The organism is Stenotrophomonas sp. CS3K5, from assembly GCF_059515225.1.
This window is the reverse complement of the sequence record NZ_JCAKRX010000015.1, coordinates 35,761-54,382: the sequence shown is the minus strand read 5'-3', so window position 1 is coordinate 54,382 and position 18,622 is coordinate 35,761. Positions and strand designations below refer to the sequence as shown.

Here is an 18,622-nt window from a genome sequence, read left to right as displayed (position 1 = left end):
CCCGTTCAGGAAAGAATGGCCGCGACCGGGCGGGCAGGTCAGTAGCGCCAATCGAGCTTGCGGTAGAACTTGGCCATCACCCAGGCCGGGCCGATCAGCAGGTAGGTCAGGTCGGTCAGGAAGCTGGGCTTGCGGCCTTCGAACTTGTGGCCGATGAACTGCGCCACCCAGGCCACCACGAACACGCCCACCGCCAGCCAGAACAGGTTGTGCAGGCCGATCTCGGCCTCCAGCAGGCGGCACAGGCAGCCGAACACGAAGAACTGGATGAGCATGCCGATGCCCAGCGGGCGCGACAGCTTGTTGTAGAAGCACCAGGCGCTGAACATCGCGAACGCCGACCAGATGCCGTACTGGAACCAGGTGATCAGCGGCGGCAGGCACCACAGCAGGGCCACCACCGACCACAGGATGGCCGGCACCGCCACCACGTGGATGCGCTGGTTGATCACATTGCGGTGGTCATCGGAGTAGCTGGCGAAATAGCGGTCGATCGGCCGCGCAAGCTCGGTGGATGTCTGCATGCTGCGTCGCTTCCTCGAACAACGGTAGTGCCGGCCGCTGGCCGGCAATCCAGAGCATAGCTGAGTTCGCGCGGGTGCCGGCCAGCGGCCGGCACTACCCTGGGTGCCCTGCGGTAGAGCCAGGCCATGCCTGGCTGCGAACGTGGGGCAGGCCTTCAGAACGCCCCCAGCCTTTCCGGCCGGGGGCGCAGGTGCATCAATCGACGCTGATGCCGGCCAGGCGCTGCAGCGCCTCGGCGTACTTGGCGCGGGTGCGCTCGATGATCTCGGCCGGGATGGTCGGGCCCGGGGCGGTCTTGCCCCAGTCCAGCGTCTCCAGGTAATCGCGCACGAACTGCTTGTCGTAGCTCGGCGGGCTGGTGCCCACTTCGTACTCGTCGGCCGGCCAGTAACGCGATGAATCCGGCGTCAGCATCTCGTCCATGATGTACAGGCGGCCATCGGCATCGGTACCGAACTCGAACTTGGTATCGGCCAGGATGATGCCGCGCTCGCGGGCGTAATCGGCCGCGAACTTGTAGATGCGCAGGGTGGCATCGCGCACGCGCTCGGCCAGGTCGGCACCGACCTGCTTGACCATCGCATCGAAATCGATGTTCTCGTCGTGGTCGCCGACGGCGGCCTTGGTCGAGGGGGTGAAGATCGGCTCGGGCAGCTGCTCGGCCTGGCGCAAGCCGTCGGGCAGTTCGATGCCGCTGACCTTGCCGGTGCGCTGGTAGTCCTTCCAGCCGCTGCCGATCAGGTAGCCGCGGGCGATCGCTTCCACCGGCACCGGCTTCAACTTGCGGGTGACCACCGCGCGCTTGGCGTACAGGGCCGGGTCCACGCCTTCGGGCAGCACGCTGGCCACGTCGATGCCGGTCAGGTGGTTGGGCATCAGGTGCGCGGTCTTGGCGAACCAGAAATTGGACACCTGGCAGAGCATCTCGCCCTTGCCCGGGATCGGGTCGGGCAGCACCACGTCGAACGCCGACAGGCGATCGGTGGCCACCATCAGCAGGTAGTCGCCCGGCGGGGTCCCTGCGGGCAGCCGCTCGCGCGGGATATCGAACACATCACGCACCTTGCCGCGATGGCGCAAGGGCAGGCCGGGGAGATCGGATTGCAACAGCGTGGTTGGCACGGGCACTCCTGGGGCGTTGTCGATACGGCTGCCCAACGGACCCGGCGGGCCCGCTGACCAGCGGGCGGCCTAGTGTAAAGCGGTCCGGGCCCGCTGTGACGTAAAATGAGCGTCCATTTCGCCGGTCGACCCTGGGGCGCCATGCGCTGGTACGGAAAACTGCTCGGTTTCATCGCCGGGGCCCTGCTGTTCCGGCCCAATCCGCTGTTCGGCGCGGTGGTCGGCCTGTTGATCGGCCACGCCTTCGACTCGGACTGGTTCCGCCTGAACAAGGAGAACCCGTACCGGGAGCTGGGGCTGACCTCGGAGGCCACCGATGCCGAGATCGAGCGCGCCTACCGCCGGCTGATCTCCCAGTACCACCCCGACAAGCTGGGCGGCGCCGCCCCCGAGCTGCAGCAGCAGGCCGAACAGAAGTCGCGGCGCATCAACGCCGCCTACGACCGCATCAAGGCCCTGCGCAAGCGCTGATCCCATCGTCCCGCCTGCGGGCGGGAGAACCCTTTCCCCGTTCCGAAGGCCCCGGCCATGTCCAACTGCCTCATCGCCCCGTCCATCCTGTCCGCCAACTTCGCCCGCCTCGGCGAGGAAGTCGACAACGTCCTCGCCGCCGGCGCTGACTGGGTCCACTTCGACGTGATGGACAACCATTACGTGCCGAACCTGACCATCGGCCCGATGGTCTGCCAGGCCCTGCGCAAGCACGGCGTGACCGCGCCGATCGACGTGCACCTGATGGTCGAGCCGGTGGACCGCATCATTCCCGATTTCGCCGAGGCCGGTGCCACCTACATCAGCTTCCACCCGGAGGCCAGCCGCCACGTGCACCGCACCATCCAGCTGATCCGTTCGCTGGGCTGCAAGCCGGGCATCGTGCTCAATCCGGCCACTCCGGTGGACATCCTCGACTGGGTGCTGGATGACCTGGACCTGGTGCTGCTGATGTCGGTCAACCCGGGCTTCGGCGGCCAGGCGTTCATCCCCTCGGCGCTGGACAAGCTGCGCGTGGTGCGCAAGATGATCGATGCCAGCGGCAAGGACATCCGCCTGGAAATCGACGGTGGCGTGAAGGCCGACAACATCGGCGAGATCGCCGCCGCCGGCGCCGACACCTTCGTCGCCGGCTCGGCCATCTTCAACGCCAAGACCAGCTACCAGGACGTGATCGCGCAGATGCGCGCCAACGTCGCCGCTGCCCGCTGACAAAAAGGGGACGGAGGGGATTAATCTCGTTCAATTCCCTCCGTCCCCTTTATCTGCGCATGGCACTGTTGAACATCCGTCCGGCCACCGTAGCCGATGCTGGCCTGATCCTGCATTTCATCCGCGAGCTGGCGATCTACGAGAAGGCCGAGCATTCGGTGCAGACCGATGAGATCGGCATCGCCGAAAGCCTGTTCGGCGCCGATGCCACGGCGCGTGCGCTGATCTGCGAAGCCGACGGCGAGGCCATCGGTTATGCGGTGTATTTCTACAACTACTCGACTTGGCTGGGCCGCAAGGGCATCTACCTGGAAGACCTGTACGTCAGCCAGGAAAAGCGCGGCGGCGGTGCCGGCAAGGCGCTGCTGAAATACATCGCACGCCAGGCCGTGGCTGAAGGCTGCGGCCGGTTCGAATGGTCGGTGCTGGACTGGAACACCCCGGCCATCGAGTTCTACACCGCTGCCGGCGCGAAGCCGCAGGACGAGTGGACCGTGTACCGGCTGCAGGGCCAGGCGCTGCACGATTTCGCCAATGGTTGAGGCCTGAAGTGGGTGCGAACCGCGATCTGGTGGGTGCGAACCTGGGTTCGCACTCCCTGCACACCCCAAAAAAAGGCCACGCCAATCACTGGCGTGGCCCTGCTGCATGCGTGGGAGGCTGATCCTGCCTCCATCCATCGTCCCTGCTATGGCCTTCCATTCTCCAGCAGCTGAATGACACCTGCGTGACATTCACTGCGGACAAACAGCGCATTGCTAGCCTGTGCCGCCCCATCCTTGGAAGCACTGCATGACCACCCCGCGCTGGCGCCTGATCCTCAACGGCAAGTCCGCAGGCAATGACCAACTGCGCGACGCGGTCGGCCATTGGCGCGGGCAGGGCGTACAGCTGGAAGTGCGGGTGACCTGGGAGGATGGCGACGCCGAGCGCTACGTGGCCGAGGCGATCGATCATGGGGTGGACGTGATCGTGGCCGCCGGAGGCGATGGCACGCTCAGCGCCGTGGCCGAAACCTTGGCCCATCGCGACGAACCGGCCGAGGCGCTGCCCTCGCTGGCGCTGGTGCCGATGGGCACCGCCAACGATTTCGCCACCGCCGCCGGCATTCCCACCGAGCCGCAGGACGCCTTCGCGTTGATCGGCCAGGTGGCCCCTCACGTCATCGATCTGCTGCACGTGGACGCCGATGGCACGCCCTGGTGGTGCGCCAATCTGGCCAGCGGCGGCTTCGGCACGCAGGTTACCGTGGAGACCGATGCCGGGCTGAAGAAGATGCTGGGCGGTCTGGCCTATGTGATCACCGGCATCGCCAAACTGGGGCGCATCGAGCCGATCAACGCGCGCCTGTCGGGCCCGGATTTCGAATGGGAAGGCGACTTCATCGCGCTGGGCATCGGCAACGGGCGCCAGGCCGGTGGCGGCCAGCAGCTGTGCCCGCAGGCGCTGATCGACGATGGCCTGCTGGATGTGACGGTGCTTCCGGAGCTGGAAGGCGAAGTGGCTGCCACCCTTGGCCAGATGTTGAAGTCCGGCACCCAGGCCGCGCTGGAACAGCTGGCTACGCGTGCGCGCCTGCCATGGCTGCAGATCGACGCGCCGAAGACGCTGACCCTGAACCTGGACGGCGAGCCGGTGCAGGCCCGGCAGTTCCGCATCGACTGCGTGGCGGGCCGGGTGCGCATGCATCTGCCGGCCGGTTGCCCGTTGCTGGGCGGGCAGGGGTAGCGCCGACTCTGCCGGTCCCCGCCGCCGGCCCGGCGCTTGCCGTGGTTCAGGTTCACAGGGTTTCCCTCCCGCCGATCCTGCGATACAGTCAAGGGGTGTCCAGCCTGACGACCCCGCATACCCTTTCTTCCGCACGCCGTTGGTGGCGATGGTGGCCCGTTGCCGTCGTCCGCCCCCATAACGCTGTGTCCCGGAAGGAAAGTCGTCTTGAATTCGCACGCTCAGTTTCAGCTGCAGGCCGCTGAAGGCCACACCCATATTCCCGTTGTCCGCGAAGTGCTGTCCGACCTGGACACGCCGCTTTCGGTCTATCTGAAGCTCGCCGACGGCCCCAATACCTACCTGTTTGAATCCGTCGAAGGCGGCGAGCGCTTTGGTCGTTACTCGATCATCGGCCTGCCGGCGCGCCGCGTGTACGCCTTCCACGGTCACACGCTGACCGTGCGCGAGGACGGCCTGGTGGTGGACACCCGCGAGGTGGCCGACCCGTTTGCCGAGGTCGAGGCGCTGCGCAGCGCCCACTCGGTGCCCAAGCTGGAGGGCCTGCCGGGCTTCACTGGTGGGCTGGTTGGCTGGTTCGGTTTCGAGTGCATCGGCTACATCGAACCGCGTCTGGCACCGCCGGCCGGCCGCGATGAGCTGGGCACCCCGGACATCCTGCTGCTGGACTCCAACGAGCTGGCGGTGTTCGACAATCTCAAGGGCCGGCTGTACCTGATCGTGCATGCCGACCCGCGTGTCGACGGTGCCTTCGAACAGGCGCAGGCGCGCCTGGATGCGCTGACCGCCAAGCTGCGGGCGCCGGGTGCGGGCTATCCGGCACCGCTCAACAGCGATGTGCTGGACGAATCCGATTTCGTTTCCGGTTTCACCCGCGAAGGCTTCGTCGATGCAGTCCAGCGCAGCAAGGAATACATCCGCGCCGGTGACATCTTCCAGGTAGTGCTGAGCCAGCGCCTGAGCGTGCCGTTCAAGGCGCGCCCGGTGGATGTGTACCGTGCGCTGCGCGCATTGAATCCGTCGCCGTACATGTATTTCCTGGATGTCGGCGACCTGCAGGTGGTCGGCTCCTCGCCGGAAATCCTGGTGCGCCTGCAGGATGGCGAAGTCACCGTGCGTCCGATCGCCGGTACCCGCCCGCGCGGTGCCACCGTCGAACAGGACCTGGCGCTGGAAGCCGAACTGCTGGCCGATCCGAAGGAACGGGCCGAGCACCTGATGCTGATCGACCTCGGCCGCAACGATGCCGGTCGCGTGTCCAAGGCCGGCACCGTGGAAGTAGGCGAGCAGTTCGTGATCGAGCGCTACAGCCACGTCATGCACATCGTCAGCGAAGTGACCGGGCAGCTGCAGCCGGGCCTGAGCTATGCCGACGTGCTGCGTGCCACCTTCCCGGCCGGTACGGTCAGCGGTGCGCCGAAGATCCGCGCGCTGGAAGTGATCCGCGAGCTGGAACCGATCAAGCGCAATGTGTATGCCGGCAGCATTGGCTACATCGGCTGGCACGGCGATGCCGATACCGCAATCGCGATCCGCACCGCGGTGATCAAGGATGGCCGCCTGTACGTGCAGGCCGGCGCCGGCATCGTCTACGACTCGGACCCGGACAAGGAATGGGACGAGACGATGAACAAGGGCCGCGCCCTGTTCCGCGCCGTCGCCCAGGCCGCCAAGGGTTTGTAGTTGCTGGGCGCCCTGTTGAGGGTCCAGCAGGCATGGGTGTGGCCGCTGATGTGATCGACCGTCGCCTCTTGGCGCGGCAGTATGATTCACCCGTTGCCTGTGAATACCTTGCTTCCAATGATTCGAAGCGCTGTTGTTCCAATCGAACGGAACTCTTTTGATCCGTCCAAGGGTGCGGCGAGCTTTACCATGGCCGTCACATCTGCATCCTCGCCTCCCCACGCATCCAGATAGGATGCATCGATGGAACCGGATACGGACACTGACTGGCCTGGTGCTACTACGGTCAAGTTGGTGAGAAGGGCAGCATCGAGCATGTGCGAGGGAAGCGTCAGTTTGCGCTGCGTCCGGTTGTCATGAAGGACAATGTAAGGGCCGCCGTAGCGGATGAACTCCAATGGAAGATTGATGGGCGCATCTCCAATGTTCCTGACGCTGATATCGAAGGCGATTCTGTCGCCATCAAATATGCAGGGAGTCTGACCCTTGCAGCTGGCAGTGATTTCAAAGTCAGGATTGCTGTCCATGGGGCGATCTCCCGCGTTGAGTAGACTGCTGACTCCCATTGCAATGCAGAAGGCTATCTGACGCTGCATTCGATGTTCCTCCCAGTATGGCGTGCTAGAAATTCTTGAACTTCCCGGGCGATCTGCCACGCATGCCTGAGCTCTACGCTGGTGTTGTTCTGGGTTGACATGATGGTGGCGCCCGGATCGTCATCTGCCTTGTTGGCCGGAATCTGTATGGCATCTGGGCTCAATGTTCCATCGGGACGATAGTATCTCAACGTCCACGTGTTCATCCGGTCGTAGGAATACTCGTCAGCTACGCCGAAGCAATGTGCATACTCATGCGCAAAGGTCCATGTGGTTGTTTCCTTCCACACGTTGATGTTCATGTTTACGACGTGCTCACGCAGTTGGCTTGGACTCACATTCATTGCGTAGTGATGGCCTCGGGCAACCCATTCGACTTTGAATACTATGGGGAAGGTTTTGATGCCGCACGGGGGATCGAATATCTCCAACGTGAATTTGTTGTTCCACAGTGTCTGAATGCCTGCTTCCATACGTGACTTGGCCACATCCATGTCCTCTTGCGAAACTGTTGCGCCGGCACCGGGACCGGTTTGCACAGCCGTTGCCTTGATGCGAACCAGTACTTCCACATCGCCTGTGGATCTCAGAGGTACAAGAATCTTGAACTTTCTTTGCAGGCTTAGATCCAGGGGGGTCCCGTTCTCGTCATGCACGAGGTAGTAGCGTCCATGTGCATTGGTTGCTACCTCCATCTCGTGATCGTCGGCCCAGCACACTGAAGCCCTTCGCCTTGATCTGAGCGTGGACCTCCGATCTGGTGACTCTGCCGGAATGTTCGGAGTGGCGCCTGCCTGGCGCGTCGAAGCCGTGGGCGGTGCCGGAGCGTTGGAGGCCGATGCAATTCCCTGATCCTCAAAAACCAGGTTCTGCCGCCCCGCAATCAGTGAGCATCCACAACTTGCCCGGTCGCCATGCCTGGCAGCCGCGTTCCCATCCACGATCATTGTGGCATCGCCGGTAATGATTGTGCCGGGGCCATGCGCCGGACAGGTCGTGCGGTCACCTACTCGAGCCATGGGCCGCCCCTCGATATCAGTAAACGGTGAGCCGGTGAGCACGCTACCGCCACTACTGAGTCTATCGCCCACGACGATGAACAATCGCGCCATCCTGGCGCTCCTGTGCTGCTGGAGAATGCGGAGGAGGATGGGCAACAAGGGCAGCCGCATCAATCGCACTGGCGTGCACTTGGAAGGGCGGTCACATGGGGCCGGGTAGAAGTCTGCAAAACCAGGGCGGAGCTCTTTCAGTACCAAGGCAATTGCGTCATACCCGAGGTGGCCCCCAATGTTGCTCCCTGATCTGGCCGATCCGGATCCCCCTTGGGGGTTCGGGATCTGATACCCTTGGCCTAACACACCGCAACGGCGCTTTCAGGCCGATGCCTCCGGTAATCGTCCCCAGAGTTGCCCGATGACCCGCACCCTGCTGAACAACGTAGCCAAGTGGTGGCGCTTCCAATAGGAAGCGGCAGGTCGTCGCGGTCCCGAACCGCACCTTGCCGCCGTATCGGCGGGCAAGATCCAATAGAACGCTCCCCGGCACGGCGGCTCCCCCCAACAGGAGCTGGTTGATTGCTGCACAAAGCGTACCCCGACAGACTGATGCGACGCTGCGGCCACCTGGAGTGGGCGCCTTGCCTGTCCGTGCGTATTGCCTGCAGCAAAGAGTCTCCCGCCCTCCTCACCTGCCGACAAGGAACACCGCATGAAGTTGCTTAGCGCATGGTTGTTGTCGTCCACCTTGGCCACGATGGCCCCGTCTGCGTGGGCGCAGGCCAATACCCTTCCCTCGCAGCCGCATCTGCTGGTGAAGGGCAGTGCCGAGCGCCAGGTCATGCCGGATCGCTTCGGTGTCTCGGTCCGGCTCGACTCGGTGGACATGAAGACCGAAGCGGCCCGCAGGCGCGTCCAGGAAAATGGCCGCCAGGTCATGGCGCTGTTCAAGCGCCATGGTGCAGTGGCCGACAGCATCAAGGCCGAGAACCTGCAGGTCAGTCCGCAGAGCCGGTACAAGGATGGAGAGAGCGTCTTCATCGGCGTCTCGGTCAGCCAGTCGTTGAGCGCCAGTTTCGCTGATGGCGAAAGCCTGCAGCGCTTCCTCGGCGCACTGCAGGCAAGCAGGGAAGTACAGGTTTCCACACAGAGCCCCACCTATTCCGCAGCATCGAAGCTGCGCGCCGAACTGAAGGCTGAGGCCGCCCAGCAGACCCGCGAATCGGCAGCGGGCCTGGCCGGTGCCTATGGCGCGAAGGTCATCGGCCTGTACAGCATTTCCGACGTCGCCCCTGACTTTGCCTATGGCGTGCAGGCCGGCGATTGGCCACGCGGCCAGAACGGGCCGAGTGCGCTCAAGAACCTCTCCCCGCCCAAGCCAGGCCCGGTGTCGGCGCCGCCGCAGGGCGGCTTCAATTACAGCGGCGAAGTCATTGCCTCCGGCCCCATCACCTACACCGAAAACGTATACGCCATTTTCCTGATAAGCGACGGAACCTGACCATGTTGTGGATGATCGACAACTACGACAGCTTCACCTACAACCTCGTGCAGTACCTGCAGACGCTGGGCGCCGAGGTCAAGGTGGTGCGCAACGATGCGATGAGCGTGGACGAGATCGCCGCGCAGAAGCCCGAGCGCATCGTCATCTCGCCCGGCCCGTGCACGCCCAACGAAGCGGGCGTGTCGCTGGAACTGATCCAGCGGCTGGGCCCGACCACGCCGATTCTCGGCGTCTGCCTGGGCCACCAGGGCATCGGCCAGGTCTACGGCGGCACGGTGATCCGTGCCGGCAACATCATGCACGGCAAGACCTCGCCGATCCGCCATGAAGGCAAGGGCGTGTTCGCCGGCCTGCCGGACCGCTATCAGGCCACCCGCTACCACTCGCTGGTGGTGGACAAGAACAGCCTGCCGGACGTGCTGGAAGTGACCGCCTGGACCGAGAACGACGACGGTTCGATCGAAGAGATCATGGGCCTGCGCCACCGCCAGTTCCCGGTGGAAGGCGTGCAGTTCCACCCCGAATCCATCCTCACCGAACACGGCCACGCCCTGCTGCGCAATTTCCTGCAGCGCCCGGCGGCCTGATCCAAGGAGCATTCCCATGAGCTTCTCCCCCCAGGAAGCCCTGCAGCGCACCATCGAACACCGCGAAATCTTCTTCGACGAAATGGTCGACCTGATGCGGCAGATCATGCGCGGCGACGTGTCGCCGATGATGACCGCGGCGATCCTCACCGGCCTGCGCGTGAAGAAGGAAACCATCGACGAGATCGCCGCTGCGGCCACGGTCATGCGTGAATTCGCGCTGGCGGTGCCGGTGGCCGATACCACCCACCTGGTCGACATCGTCGGTACCGGTGGCGATGGCTCGCACACCTTCAACATTTCCACCTGCGCGATGTTCGTCGCCGCCGCCGCAGGCGCGCGCGTGGCCAAGCACGGCAACCGCAGCGTGTCGTCCAAGTCCGGCAGCGCCGATGCGCTCGAAGCGCTGGGCGCGGTGATCGAGCTGCAGCCGGCGCAGGTGGCGCAGGCCATAGACCGGACCGGCATCGGCTTCATGTTCGCGCCGATCCATCACCCGTCGATGAAGGTGGTGGCCCCGGTCCGCCGCGAAATGGGTGTGCGCACCATCTTCAACATCCTCGGCCCATTGACCAACCCGGCCAGCGCGCCGGCGGTGCTGATGGGCGTGTTCCATCCCGATCTGGTAGGCATCCAGGCGCGCGTGCTGCGCGAACTGGGCACCGAGCGCGCCATGGTGGTCTGGGGCCGCGACAACATGGACGAGATCTCGCTGGGCGCCGGCACCCTGGTGGGCGAACTGCGCGACGGCAAGGTGCGCGAGTACGAGATCCATCCGGAAGACTTCGGCATTGCCATGTCGGCCAGCCGCAACCTGCGCGTGGATGGCCCGGAGCAGTCCATTGCCCTGCTGCGCGCGGTGCTGGACAACGAACCCGGCCCGGCGCTGGATATCGTTGCCCTCAACGCGGGCGCGGCGCTGTACGTGGCCGGCGTGGCCAGCGACATCGGCGACGGCCTGGCCCGCGCCCGTGCCGCCATCGCCAACGGCAGCGCCCGCCAGCGCCTGCAGCAGTACGTTGACACCACCCGCGCGCTGGTTGCCTGAGCGCGCGGTTCAGCCTGACCCACCCGATGGCCGATAATGGCCGTCCTCACCGCCCCAGTACCGAAGCGACGACGATGAGCGACATCCTGCAGACGATCCTGGCCCGCAAGGCCGAAGAAGTAGCCCAGCGCCGCGCCCAGCGCCCGCTCGAGGAGCTGCAGGCCGCCTTGGCCAGCGCCCCGCCGGTGCGTGGCTTCGTGCGCGCGCTGCAGGCGGCGGTGGCCAACGGCGACCCGGCGGTGATCGCCGAGGTGAAGAAGGCCAGCCCGTCCAAGGGCGTGATCCGCCCGGATTTCCGCCCGGCCGACATTGCCGTCAGCTACGAATTCGGCGGTGCCAGCTGCCTGTCGGTGCTGACCGACGTCGATTTCTTCCAGGGCGCCGACACCTACCTGCAGCAGGCCCGCGAGGCCTGCACGCTGCCGGTGCTGCGCAAGGACTTCGTGATCGACGCCTACCAGGTGTACGAAGCGCGCGTGCTTGGCGCCGACTGCATCCTGCTGATCGTCGCCGCGCTGGACGACACCCAGCTGGCCACCCTGTCCGAACTGGCGCTTTCGCTGGGCATGGACGTGCTGGTGGAAGTGCATGACATCGATGAGTTGGAGCGCGCGCTGCAGGTGCCGGCGCCGATGATCGGCATCAACAACCGCAATCTGCGCACCTTCGAGGTGTCGCTGCAGACCACCCTGGACATGCAGAAGGCGGTGCCGCGTGATCGCCTGCTGGTCACCGAAAGCGGCATCCTCGGCCCGCAGGACGTGGCCCTGATGCGCGACGCCGGCATCCACGCGTTCCTGGTCGGCGAGGCCTTCATGCGCGTGGAAGAGCCGGGCGAGGGCCTGCGTCAGCTATTCTTCGCGGCATGACAACGCACTATCCAACGCCGCGCGGGGATGCGCCGCTGGTGGTCTTCGACTTCGACCACACCCTCTACGATGGCGATTCGGGCACGCACCTGTTCGCCTCGCTGATCAAACGCAACCCGTTGCGCATGCTGGCCGCGCTGCTGGTCACGCCGATTGCCGGGCCGATGGTGGCGATGCTGCCCACGCGCCGTGCCGGCATTTCGGTCTACGTGTGGATCGGCAGTTTCGGCCTGCATCGCGCGCGTGATTTCAACCGCGTGATCGACGCCTATGTGCTGCGCAACGAGGCGCAGATGCGCGCCAAGTTGCTGCCGCAGGCGCTGGAGGTGTTCGCCGCGCACCGCGCCAAGGGCGACCGGGTGGTGGTGGCCACCGGCGCGCCACCGGAGCTGGCGCGGGCGATCCTGGCGTTCGTCGCCCATCAGGACGTGCCGGTGATCGGCACCGAGGTCGGCCCGCGACTGGGCGGCGTCGGCCCGACCCGCCACTGCCACAACGAAGAAAAGATGCGCATGCTGCGCGAGCGCGGCTACGGCGATATCGATATCGCGTATTCGGACAGCACCGCCGATCTGCCGCTGCTGCTGGCGGCCAAGGCGCCGGTGGTGGTGAACCCGAAGCGCTCCAAGGTGGATTTCTTCCGCAGCGTGTTGCCGGCCGGCACCCGCATCCTCAACTGGGGCTGCGTCGAGCGCGGCGGCGAGAAGGCCTGAGCCGTCGCACGCTGATGGATCTGCCGGCCAGCGGCCGGCACTACCCCCTTCTCCATCCCGGTAGTGCCGGCCGCTGGCCGGCAAACTCAGCGGTACAGGTGCCCGTACACCGCGTGGCCGATCTGGAACAGGCTGATGCCCAGCACCAGCACGCCCACCGCTACCAGCACCCAGCGCTCCTTCACCCGCTTGACCAGGATCGCCGCCACCGGCGCGGCCATCATGCCGCCGATCAGCAGCCCGGCGACGATCTGCAGGTGCTGCACGCCCATCGAAAGCAGGAAGGTGGCCGAGATGGTCAGGGTGACGATGAACTCGGCGGCATTGACCGTGCCGATGGTGGTGCGTGCCTGGCCGCCACGGGCGAGCAGGGTGGAGGTCGCCACCGGACCCCAGCCGCCGCCGCCGCTGGCGTCCAGCAGGCCGGCGAAGAAGCCCAGCACCGGCACCCGGCGGATCTCGCCCTGTGGCATCCAGCGGCCCGCGGCGCGGGCCAGGATGATGATGGCCAGCACCAGCAGGTACAGGTAGATCAGCGGCCGGATGATGTCGCCGGGGATCTGGGTGAGCACGTACGCGCCCAGAGCGCCACCGACCGCACCGGGTAGGGCCAGACGCAGGAACAGGCGTTTGTCGACATTGCCGGCGGCCAGGTGCGACACGCCGGAAGCGCCTGTGGTGAAGACTTCAGCGGTGTGGATGCTGGCGCTGACCTGCGCAGGCGGCAACCCCATGCTCAGCATCACCGAGGAGGACACCAGGCCGAAGGCCATGCCCAGCGCGCCGTCCACCAGCTGTGCGCCGAGACCGATGAGGATGAACCACCAGAATTCGCTGCTCAGTTCCATGCACCGAGCCTAGCGGATGCACATGTGCGGGGCGTGCGATGGTGTGTCGCACGTACGACGATCCGCCGGGCATGGCCCGGCGGACATCTGTCGATCAACGGGTGCCGTACAGCACCACGGTCTTGCCGCGGGCATGCAGCAGGCCATCGGTCTGCAGCTTCTTCAGCACACGGCCGGCCATTTCGCGCGAGCAGCCGACCAGGCGCGCCAGTTCCTGGCGCGAAACGCGCAGCTGGCTGCCCTGCGGATGGCTCATCGCCTCCGGTTCCTGGGCCAGGTCGTGCAGAGTGCGCACAATCCGGTCGGTAACGTCCAGGAATGCCAGGCGGCTGGCCTTGCGGCTGGTGTCGAGCAGGCGCTTGGAGATCTGCTGGCCCAGCGCGTACAGCAGGCGCGGGGCATCGGCCGACAGCGGGCCGAGGAACAGCTGATGCAGGCGTTCGTAGCTGATTTCGGCCAGCTCGCAGGCGGTACGGGTCCGCAGGATCACCTCGCGGCGGTCCGATTCGACGAACAGACCCATTTCACCGACGAACTCGCCGGCACCGAAGTAGCCCAGCACCAGCTCGCGATCGTCATCTTCCTCGGCCATGATCGAAACCGAGCCGCTGATGACGTAATACAGGGTTCCCGCCGGGTCACCGGGTCGGAAGACGTCGGTACGGGTGGGATATCGCCGCCGGTGGCTGTGCGCCAGGAAACGATCGATGGTGGCGATATCCAGGGCCAGTGGACTGCTAGCTAGGCGCACGGTTGACACGATAGGGGCGCTCCCTCTGCGCATGAACGGATTCACGGGGTCGATAGCGGAGCTTAACCAGCGCAATTGTTAAGGGCAAACAGTGTGCCAGAACTCTTGCGTCTTCACGTTCCCCCCGGGGGCAGTTTGCCCCATAATTCACCCTTTCCCCTTCTTACACAGGAATCGACCGCCGTGGTCAAGCCGTTGCCTCGCCTGAGGCTGCAGGGTTTCAACAACCTCACCAAGGCGCTGAGCTTCAACATCTATGACGTGTGTTACGCGCGCACCGAAGAGGAGCGTCAGCGTTACATTGAATACATCGATGAAGAGTACAACGCCGACAGGCTGACTCAAATCTTGACCGATGTCGCCGAGATCATCGGCGCCAACATCCTGAACGTGGCCCGCCAGGACTACGACCCGCAGGGTGCCTCGGTGACCATCCTGATCTCCGAAGAACCGGTGATCGACAAGAAGCTGGCCGGCAAGGAGCTGATCTCCGACGCCGTGGTCGCGCACATGGACAAGAGCCACATCACCGTCCATACCTACCCGGAAACCCATCCGCAGGAAGGTATCGCGACGTTCCGCGCGGACATCGACGTGGCCACCTGTGGCGTCATTTCGCCGCTGAAGGCCCTGAACTACCTTATCGAGAGCCTTGAGTCGGACATCGTGATCATGGACTACCGCGTCCGTGGCTTCACCCGCGATGTGAAGGGCAAGAAGCACTTCATCGACCACAAGATCAACTCGATCCAGAACTTCCTGGCCAAGAACATCAAGTCGCGTTACGAGATGTTCGACGTCAACGTCTACCAGGAAAACATCTTCCACACGAAGATGCACCTGAAGGACTTCGACCTGGACCAGTACCTGTTCGAGGAAAAGGCCAAGAACCTGTCGTTCAAGGAACGCATGAAGATCGAAGCGCTGCTCAAGCGCGAGATCGAAGAGCTGTTCCACGGCCGTAACCTGTCCGAGTAAGCCCCATGCGCGATGCCCGCAGGCATCGCCACCCAGGCGGGACGACCCGCCCCGTGGAACCTGTGTTGCGCAAGCGGTATAGTTCCACGGTGATGTACCGACCCACGGCCCGGTGTGAAAACACCGGGCCGTTTCGTTTTTGTCAAAAAGGTAAGGAGCCCCCACCCATGCCCTGGATCTACCTGCTGCTGGCCGGTCTGTTCGAGATCGGTTTCGCGCTTGGAATGAAGTACTCCGAAGGCTTCAGCAAGCCCCTGCCCACCCTTGCCACGGTGGTGTCCGCACTGATCAGCCTGTACCTGATGAGCCAGGCGATGAAGAGCATCCCGGTCGGTACGGCCTATGCGATCTGGACCGGTATCGGCGCCCTGGGCGTGGCCGTGCTGGGCATCTACCTGTTCAACGACAGCGCATCGCCGGCCCGCCTGGCCTGCGTGGGCCTGATCGTGGCCGGTGTGATCGGCCTGAAGCTGGTCTCGCCCAACTGACATGATGGGGGCGGATCCCTTTTCCCGTGAAGAGGGATCCGACCCCGTGTCGCGGTTACAGCCGGTAGGCGATGGTCTTCATCACCTTGGAGGCCAGCGCCATCGCGCCCGGAATCGGGAACGGCAGGCGGCGTGCGCCGGCCTGCTCGGCATGATCCGCATGGCGGGCCTCGTCTTCCTTCATCACGGCGATGACCGCGCGGCTGCGCAGGTCGCCGGCCGGCAGGTCGACCAGGTGCTCGTCCAGATGGGCCTCCACCTGGCGTTCGGTCTCGACCACGAAGCCCAGGTTCCAGCCGTCGCCGCGCAGCCCGGCCAGGGTGCCGATGGTGTAGCTGCCGGCATACCACAACGGGTTGAACAGGCTGGGACGGCTGTCCAGTTCGCCCAGGCGGGTGGCGCACCAGGCCAGGTGGTCGGTCTCTTCCTGCGCCGCTTCCAGCAGGTGTTCACGCGTGGCCGGGTCGCGGGCCACGGCGGCCTGGCCGAAATACAGGCCCTGCGCGCAGACCTCGCCGACGTGGTTGATCCGCATCAGGCCCGCGGCGTGGCGACGCTCGGCGCGGTCCATGCCCGGCTCGTCGGTGTCCGCCGCCGGGTAGGGGCGGGCCGCCGGTGGGTTGCCGAATACCGTGTCCAGGGCGCGCTGCGCCTCGGTCAGCAGGTGGTCCAGCGGGGTGGTCTGGCGGAGCACGGTCATGGCGGTACGCGGTGGGGCGGAAGACCCCTCGATTCTCGCCCGGCCCCGCGCCCCTGCCAACCCAGTGTAGCGGGCGGCTTGCACCCGCCGGCCAAGGTGAGTACAATTCCGCCTCTTACGCTTCACCTTTTCACAACGCGTGGCAGAGTTCCGGCGAGCCTTTCGCCGCAATGAGCCCGACCTAACCTAGAGTTCTTCATGAGCACTTTCACTGCCAAGAACGAGACCGTCCAGCGCGACTGGTACCTCGTCGACGCCGAGGGCAAGACCCTGGGCCGTCTCGCCACCGAGCTGGCCCGCCGTCTGCGCGGCAAGCACAAGCCGGTCTACACCCCGCACGTTGATACCGGCGACTACCTGGTCGTCATCAATGCAGAAAAGATTGCCGTCACCGGCAAGAAGCTGCAGGACAAGATGTATCACCGTTTCACCGGCTACATCGGCAACCTGAAGACCGAATCGCTGGCACAGGCGCTGGAGCGCCACCCGGAGCGCGTGATCGAGATCGCCGTGAAGGGCATGCTGCCGAAGGGTCCGCTGGGTCGCCAGATGTACCGCAAGCTCAAGGTCTACGCCGGCACTGAGCATCCGCACGCCGCACAGCAGCCGCAGGTTCTGGATATCTAATCATGGCTATCACTCAAAACTACGGCACTGGCCGCCGCAAGTCCTCCACCGCTCGCGTGTTCCTGCGCAAGGGTTCGGGCAACATCACCGTCAATGGCCGTCCGCTGGACGAGTTCTTCGGTCGTGAGACCGCGCGCATGATCGTGCGCCAGCCGCTCGAGCTGACCAAGAACACCGAAAGCTTCGACATCCTGGTCACCGCCGCTGGCGGCGGCACCACCGGCCAGGCCGGTGCGATCCGTCTGGGCATCGCCCGTGCACTGGTCGAGTACGACGAAACCCTGAAGTCCGAGCTGCGCAAGGCTGGCTTCATGACCCGTGACGCCCGTGAAGTCGAGCGTAAGAAGGTCGGTCTGCACAAGGCCCGTCGCGCCACCCAGTTCTCCAAGCGCTGATCCACCGCGCCTGGTTGGGCTCCTTCGGGAGCCCGCTGGATGGAAACGCAAAAGCCCGGCTTCGGCCGGGCTTTTGTCGTTCTCGGGTTGCGAATTTCGAGGTTGCCGGCCAGCGGCAGGCGCTACCCGTGGTTCCGCATCAAAGGATCCGACCCCGGAGTTCTGTCTGGAGAAGAGCCCCTTTGATGTTCAAGGGGGTGCGCCGACAGGCGCGGGGATAAGGTGGAATGCGCGACCAAATTAAACGCAAAAGGCCAGATCTTTCGATCTGGCCTTTTGCGTTTAATTTGGCTGCCCCGGATGGATTCGAACCACCGAATGCCTGAGTCAGAGTCAGGTGCCTTACCGCTTGGCGACGGGGCAAAACGTGCAACTATTTTCTCACTTTTCACATTGAAAAACAACTTCATTTTCAATGTGGTGGCTATGGGTGGACTCGAACCACCGACCCCAGCATTATGAGTGCTGTGCTCTAACCGGCTGAGCTACATAGCCTTGGTGAGCCCGCTATTCTGCGGATGTGTAACGGGCATGTCAACACTTTTGTGCCGAGCTTGTGGGCCGGCAGAGGGCATGGGATAGTCCCGGACAGTAGATTTTTTAGGAGTCCGCATCGTGATCGATCCGGACGGCTATCGACCGAACGTCGGCATTGTGCTGATGCGGCAGGACGGCCAGGTGTTCTGGGCACGACGCGTGCGCCGGGACGGCTGGCAGTTCCCGCAGGGTGGCATGAACACCGACGAGACGCCTGTCGAGGCCATGTATCGTGAACTGCAGGAAGAGACCGGCCTGCTGCCTGAGCATGTGGAAGTGCTCGGGGCAACGCCCGGCTGGCTGCGCTACAAGCTGCCGGCGCGGGCCATCCGCCGCAACGAGCGGCAGGTCTGCATCGGCCAGAAGCAGGTCTGGTTCCTGCTGCGGCTGACCGGCGACGAATCCCATGTGAAGCTGGACCACACCGACTCGCCCGAGTTCGATCACTGGCGCTGGGTGGATTTCTGGTACCCGGTGGAGCATGTGGTGATGTTCAAGCGCGGCGTCTATGCCCGCGCATTGCGACATCTGGCGCCACTGGCCCGCGGGGTCGCAGGTCAGGGGGTCACCGCCATGCCCAAGAGCGCTGCCGAGGCCTGGATGCCGGGGCACAACGCCGGTCACGACCGCCCACGCAAGCGCCCGCGTACCCGCGGTTACTGGCCCAAGAAGGCCCAGGGTGACGGCCCGGCGAGCTGATCGGCTGAACGGTATCGAGAATG

At 64.8% G+C, this 18,622-nt stretch carries 22 protein-coding genes and 2 tRNA genes; 15 read left to right on the top strand and 9 right to left on the bottom strand.

The window, feature by feature from the left end; translation table 11 throughout:
* Positions 1 to 38: 38 nt before the first annotated feature.
* On the bottom strand, positions 39 to 524 hold the full coding sequence (locus tag AC5YGJ_RS18525) for an Mpo1 family 2-hydroxy fatty acid dioxygenase (RefSeq protein ID WP_249842646.1): 486 nt from the start codon (positions 522 to 524) through the stop codon (positions 39 to 41).
* Between the two features lie 196 nt (positions 525 to 720).
* Positions 721 to 1,647, bottom strand: coding sequence for a phosphoribosylaminoimidazolesuccinocarboxamide synthase (locus AC5YGJ_RS18520; protein ID WP_496187367.1), 927 nt, complete (start codon positions 1,645 to 1,647; stop codon positions 721 to 723).
* Positions 1,648 to 1,788: 141 nt separating this feature from the next.
* On the opposite strand from AC5YGJ_RS18520, the gene AC5YGJ_RS18515 reads away from it, so the two are divergent.
* The 5 genes from AC5YGJ_RS18515 to trpE all read left to right on the top strand — a co-directional run bounded on the left by AC5YGJ_RS18515 (position 1,789) and on the right by trpE (position 6,261).
* Entirely contained in the window at positions 1,789 to 2,118 is a 330-nt protein-coding gene (locus AC5YGJ_RS18515; protein WP_249844940.1) for a J domain-containing protein, read from the top strand.
* 57 nt (positions 2,119 to 2,175) lie between these two features.
* Complete coding sequence (gene rpe, locus AC5YGJ_RS18510) at positions 2,176 to 2,850, top strand: ribulose-phosphate 3-epimerase (RefSeq protein ID WP_032127160.1); 675 nt, start codon at positions 2,176 to 2,178, stop codon at positions 2,848 to 2,850.
* Between the two features lie 59 nt (positions 2,851 to 2,909).
* Positions 2,910 to 3,392, top strand: coding sequence for a GNAT family N-acetyltransferase (locus AC5YGJ_RS18505; protein WP_409460572.1), 483 nt, complete (start codon positions 2,910 to 2,912; stop codon positions 3,390 to 3,392).
* Positions 3,393 to 3,642: 250 nt separating this feature from the next.
* Positions 3,643 to 4,578: a lipid kinase YegS gene (gene yegS, locus AC5YGJ_RS18500; RefSeq protein ID WP_496187366.1), complete on the top strand. Its 936-nt coding sequence runs from the start codon at positions 3,643 to 3,645 to the stop codon at positions 4,576 to 4,578.
* A gap of 207 nt (positions 4,579 to 4,785) precedes the next feature.
* The gene (gene trpE / locus AC5YGJ_RS18495; RefSeq protein ID WP_496187365.1) at positions 4,786 to 6,261 is read left to right on the top strand and encodes an anthranilate synthase component I; all 1,476 of its coding nucleotides are present in this window, start codon (positions 4,786 to 4,788) and stop codon (positions 6,259 to 6,261) included.
* Between the two features lie 86 nt (positions 6,262 to 6,347).
* Here the strand turns inward: trpE and AC5YGJ_RS18490 are convergent, their stop codons facing one another.
* Positions 6,348 to 6,788 carry a hypothetical protein gene (locus AC5YGJ_RS18490; RefSeq protein ID WP_496187364.1) on the bottom strand — a complete coding sequence of 147 codons (441 nt, stop codon included), beginning with the start codon at positions 6,786 to 6,788 and terminating at the stop codon, positions 6,348 to 6,350.
* Between the two features lie 53 nt (positions 6,789 to 6,841).
* On the bottom strand, positions 6,842 to 7,969 hold the full coding sequence (locus tag AC5YGJ_RS18485; protein ID WP_496187363.1) for a PAAR domain-containing protein: 1,128 nt from the start codon (positions 7,967 to 7,969) through the stop codon (positions 6,842 to 6,844).
* 700 nt (positions 7,970 to 8,669) lie between these two features.
* Here AC5YGJ_RS18485 and AC5YGJ_RS18480 point away from each other — a divergent pair.
* The 5 genes from AC5YGJ_RS18480 to AC5YGJ_RS18460 all read left to right on the top strand — a co-directional run bounded on the left by AC5YGJ_RS18480 (position 8,670) and on the right by AC5YGJ_RS18460 (position 12,576).
* Positions 8,670 to 9,356 (top strand): SIMPL domain-containing protein, encoded by a 687-nt coding sequence (locus AC5YGJ_RS18480; RefSeq protein WP_496187362.1) that lies wholly within the window; start codon positions 8,670 to 8,672, stop codon positions 9,354 to 9,356.
* A 2-nt stretch (positions 9,357 to 9,358) separates the two neighbouring features.
* Positions 9,359 to 9,946, top strand: coding sequence for an anthranilate synthase component II (locus AC5YGJ_RS18475; RefSeq protein WP_014038739.1), 588 nt, complete (start codon positions 9,359 to 9,361; stop codon positions 9,944 to 9,946).
* 16 nt (positions 9,947 to 9,962) lie between these two features.
* Complete coding sequence (gene trpD / locus AC5YGJ_RS18470) at positions 9,963 to 10,994, top strand: anthranilate phosphoribosyltransferase (protein WP_496187361.1); 1,032 nt, start codon at positions 9,963 to 9,965, stop codon at positions 10,992 to 10,994.
* A 74-nt stretch (positions 10,995 to 11,068) separates the two neighbouring features.
* Entirely contained in the window at positions 11,069 to 11,863 is a 795-nt protein-coding gene (gene trpC, locus AC5YGJ_RS18465; protein ID WP_309338752.1) for an indole-3-glycerol phosphate synthase TrpC, read from the top strand.
* Complete coding sequence (locus AC5YGJ_RS18460; protein ID WP_249842650.1) at positions 11,860 to 12,576, top strand: haloacid dehalogenase-like hydrolase; 717 nt, start codon at positions 11,860 to 11,862, stop codon at positions 12,574 to 12,576. The genes trpC and AC5YGJ_RS18460 overlap by 4 nt, the downstream gene beginning before the upstream one ends.
* Positions 12,577 to 12,662: 86 nt before the next feature.
* Here the strand turns inward: AC5YGJ_RS18460 and AC5YGJ_RS18455 are convergent, their stop codons facing one another.
* Together AC5YGJ_RS18455 and crp are read right to left on the bottom strand one after the other, a co-directional pair.
* On the bottom strand, positions 12,663 to 13,424 hold the full coding sequence (locus AC5YGJ_RS18455; protein WP_249842651.1) for a sulfite exporter TauE/SafE family protein: 762 nt from the start codon (positions 13,422 to 13,424) through the stop codon (positions 12,663 to 12,665).
* A 94-nt stretch (positions 13,425 to 13,518) separates the two neighbouring features.
* A complete protein-coding gene (gene crp, locus AC5YGJ_RS18450) occupies positions 13,519 to 14,208 on the bottom strand; it encodes a cAMP-activated global transcriptional regulator CRP (protein ID WP_010482649.1) in 690 nt (229 codons plus the stop codon).
* A 150-nt stretch (positions 14,209 to 14,358) separates the two neighbouring features.
* Between crp and speD the strand changes: the two genes are divergently transcribed.
* Positions 14,359 to 15,153 carry an adenosylmethionine decarboxylase gene (speD, locus tag AC5YGJ_RS18445; RefSeq protein ID WP_005411315.1) on the top strand — a complete coding sequence of 265 codons (795 nt, stop codon included), beginning with the start codon at positions 14,359 to 14,361 and terminating at the stop codon, positions 15,151 to 15,153.
* A gap of 167 nt (positions 15,154 to 15,320) precedes the next feature.
* On the top strand, positions 15,321 to 15,641 hold the full coding sequence (locus tag AC5YGJ_RS18440; RefSeq protein WP_496187360.1) for a DMT family transporter: 321 nt from the start codon (positions 15,321 to 15,323) through the stop codon (positions 15,639 to 15,641).
* Between the two features lie 55 nt (positions 15,642 to 15,696).
* Here the strand turns inward: AC5YGJ_RS18440 and coq7 are convergent, their stop codons facing one another.
* Positions 15,697 to 16,341, bottom strand: a complete 645-nt coding sequence (gene coq7 / locus AC5YGJ_RS18435; protein WP_249842652.1) for a 2-polyprenyl-3-methyl-6-methoxy-1,4-benzoquinone monooxygenase — start codon at positions 16,339 to 16,341, stop codon at positions 15,697 to 15,699.
* 198 nt (positions 16,342 to 16,539) lie between these two features.
* On the opposite strand from coq7, the gene rplM reads away from it, so the two are divergent.
* Together rplM and rpsI are read left to right on the top strand one after the other, a co-directional pair.
* The gene (gene rplM, locus AC5YGJ_RS18430; protein ID WP_005414692.1) at positions 16,540 to 16,968 is read left to right on the top strand and encodes a 50S ribosomal protein L13; all 429 of its coding nucleotides are present in this window, start codon (positions 16,540 to 16,542) and stop codon (positions 16,966 to 16,968) included.
* A gap of 2 nt (positions 16,969 to 16,970) precedes the next feature.
* Positions 16,971 to 17,363 (top strand): 30S ribosomal protein S9, encoded by a 393-nt coding sequence (gene rpsI, locus AC5YGJ_RS18425; protein ID WP_005411311.1) that lies wholly within the window; start codon positions 16,971 to 16,973, stop codon positions 17,361 to 17,363.
* 288 nt (positions 17,364 to 17,651) lie between these two features.
* Here the strand turns inward: rpsI and AC5YGJ_RS18420 are convergent.
* Together AC5YGJ_RS18420 and AC5YGJ_RS18415 are read right to left on the bottom strand one after the other, a co-directional pair.
* Positions 17,652 to 17,726: transfer RNA gene (locus AC5YGJ_RS18420), tRNA-Gln, on the bottom strand.
* Positions 17,727 to 17,781: 55 nt separating this feature from the next.
* A tRNA-Met gene (locus AC5YGJ_RS18415) sits at positions 17,782 to 17,858 on the bottom strand.
* Positions 17,859 to 17,978: 120 nt separating this feature from the next.
* On the opposite strand from AC5YGJ_RS18415, the gene AC5YGJ_RS18410 reads away from it, so the two are divergent.
* A complete protein-coding gene (locus AC5YGJ_RS18410; RefSeq protein WP_475289186.1) occupies positions 17,979 to 18,599 on the top strand; it encodes an RNA pyrophosphohydrolase in 621 nt (206 codons plus the stop codon).
* Positions 18,600 to 18,622 lie beyond the last annotated feature (23 nt).

Coding starts and splice junctions, on each gene's coding strand:
- AC5YGJ_RS18505 (WP_409460572.1), top strand. CDS start 2,910: ATGGCACTGTTGAACATCCGTCCGGCCACCGTAGCCGATGCTGGCCTG.
- rpe (WP_032127160.1), top strand. CDS start 2,176: ATGTCCAACTGCCTCATCGCCCCGTCCATCCTGTCCGCCAACTTCGCC.
- AC5YGJ_RS18525 (WP_249842646.1), bottom strand. CDS start 524: ATGCAGACATCCACCGAGCTTGCGCGGCCGATCGACCGCTATTTCGCC.
- AC5YGJ_RS18485 (WP_496187363.1), bottom strand. CDS start 7,969: ATGGCGCGATTGTTCATCGTCGTGGGCGATAGACTCAGTAGTGGCGGT.
- AC5YGJ_RS18490 (WP_496187364.1), bottom strand. CDS start 6,788: ATGGACAGCAATCCTGACTTTGAAATCACTGCCAGCTGCAAGGGTCAG.
- trpD (WP_496187361.1), top strand. CDS start 9,963: ATGAGCTTCTCCCCCCAGGAAGCCCTGCAGCGCACCATCGAACACCGC.
- AC5YGJ_RS18515 (WP_249844940.1), top strand. CDS start 1,789: ATGCGCTGGTACGGAAAACTGCTCGGTTTCATCGCCGGGGCCCTGCTG.
- rpsI (WP_005411311.1), top strand. CDS start 16,971: ATGGCTATCACTCAAAACTACGGCACTGGCCGCCGCAAGTCCTCCACC.
- AC5YGJ_RS18460 (WP_249842650.1), top strand. CDS start 11,860: ATGACAACGCACTATCCAACGCCGCGCGGGGATGCGCCGCTGGTGGTC.
- AC5YGJ_RS18455 (WP_249842651.1), bottom strand. CDS start 13,424: ATGGAACTGAGCAGCGAATTCTGGTGGTTCATCCTCATCGGTCTCGGC.
- coq7 (WP_249842652.1), bottom strand. CDS start 16,341: ATGACCGTGCTCCGCCAGACCACCCCGCTGGACCACCTGCTGACCGAG.
- AC5YGJ_RS18475 (WP_014038739.1), top strand. CDS start 9,359: ATGTTGTGGATGATCGACAACTACGACAGCTTCACCTACAACCTCGTG.
- crp (WP_010482649.1), bottom strand. CDS start 14,208: ATGCGCAGAGGGAGCGCCCCTATCGTGTCAACCGTGCGCCTAGCTAGC.
- trpC (WP_309338752.1), top strand. CDS start 11,069: ATGAGCGACATCCTGCAGACGATCCTGGCCCGCAAGGCCGAAGAAGTA.
- rplM (WP_005414692.1), top strand. CDS start 16,540: ATGAGCACTTTCACTGCCAAGAACGAGACCGTCCAGCGCGACTGGTAC.
- yegS (WP_496187366.1), top strand. CDS start 3,643: ATGACCACCCCGCGCTGGCGCCTGATCCTCAACGGCAAGTCCGCAGGC.
- AC5YGJ_RS18440 (WP_496187360.1), top strand. CDS start 15,321: ATGCCCTGGATCTACCTGCTGCTGGCCGGTCTGTTCGAGATCGGTTTC.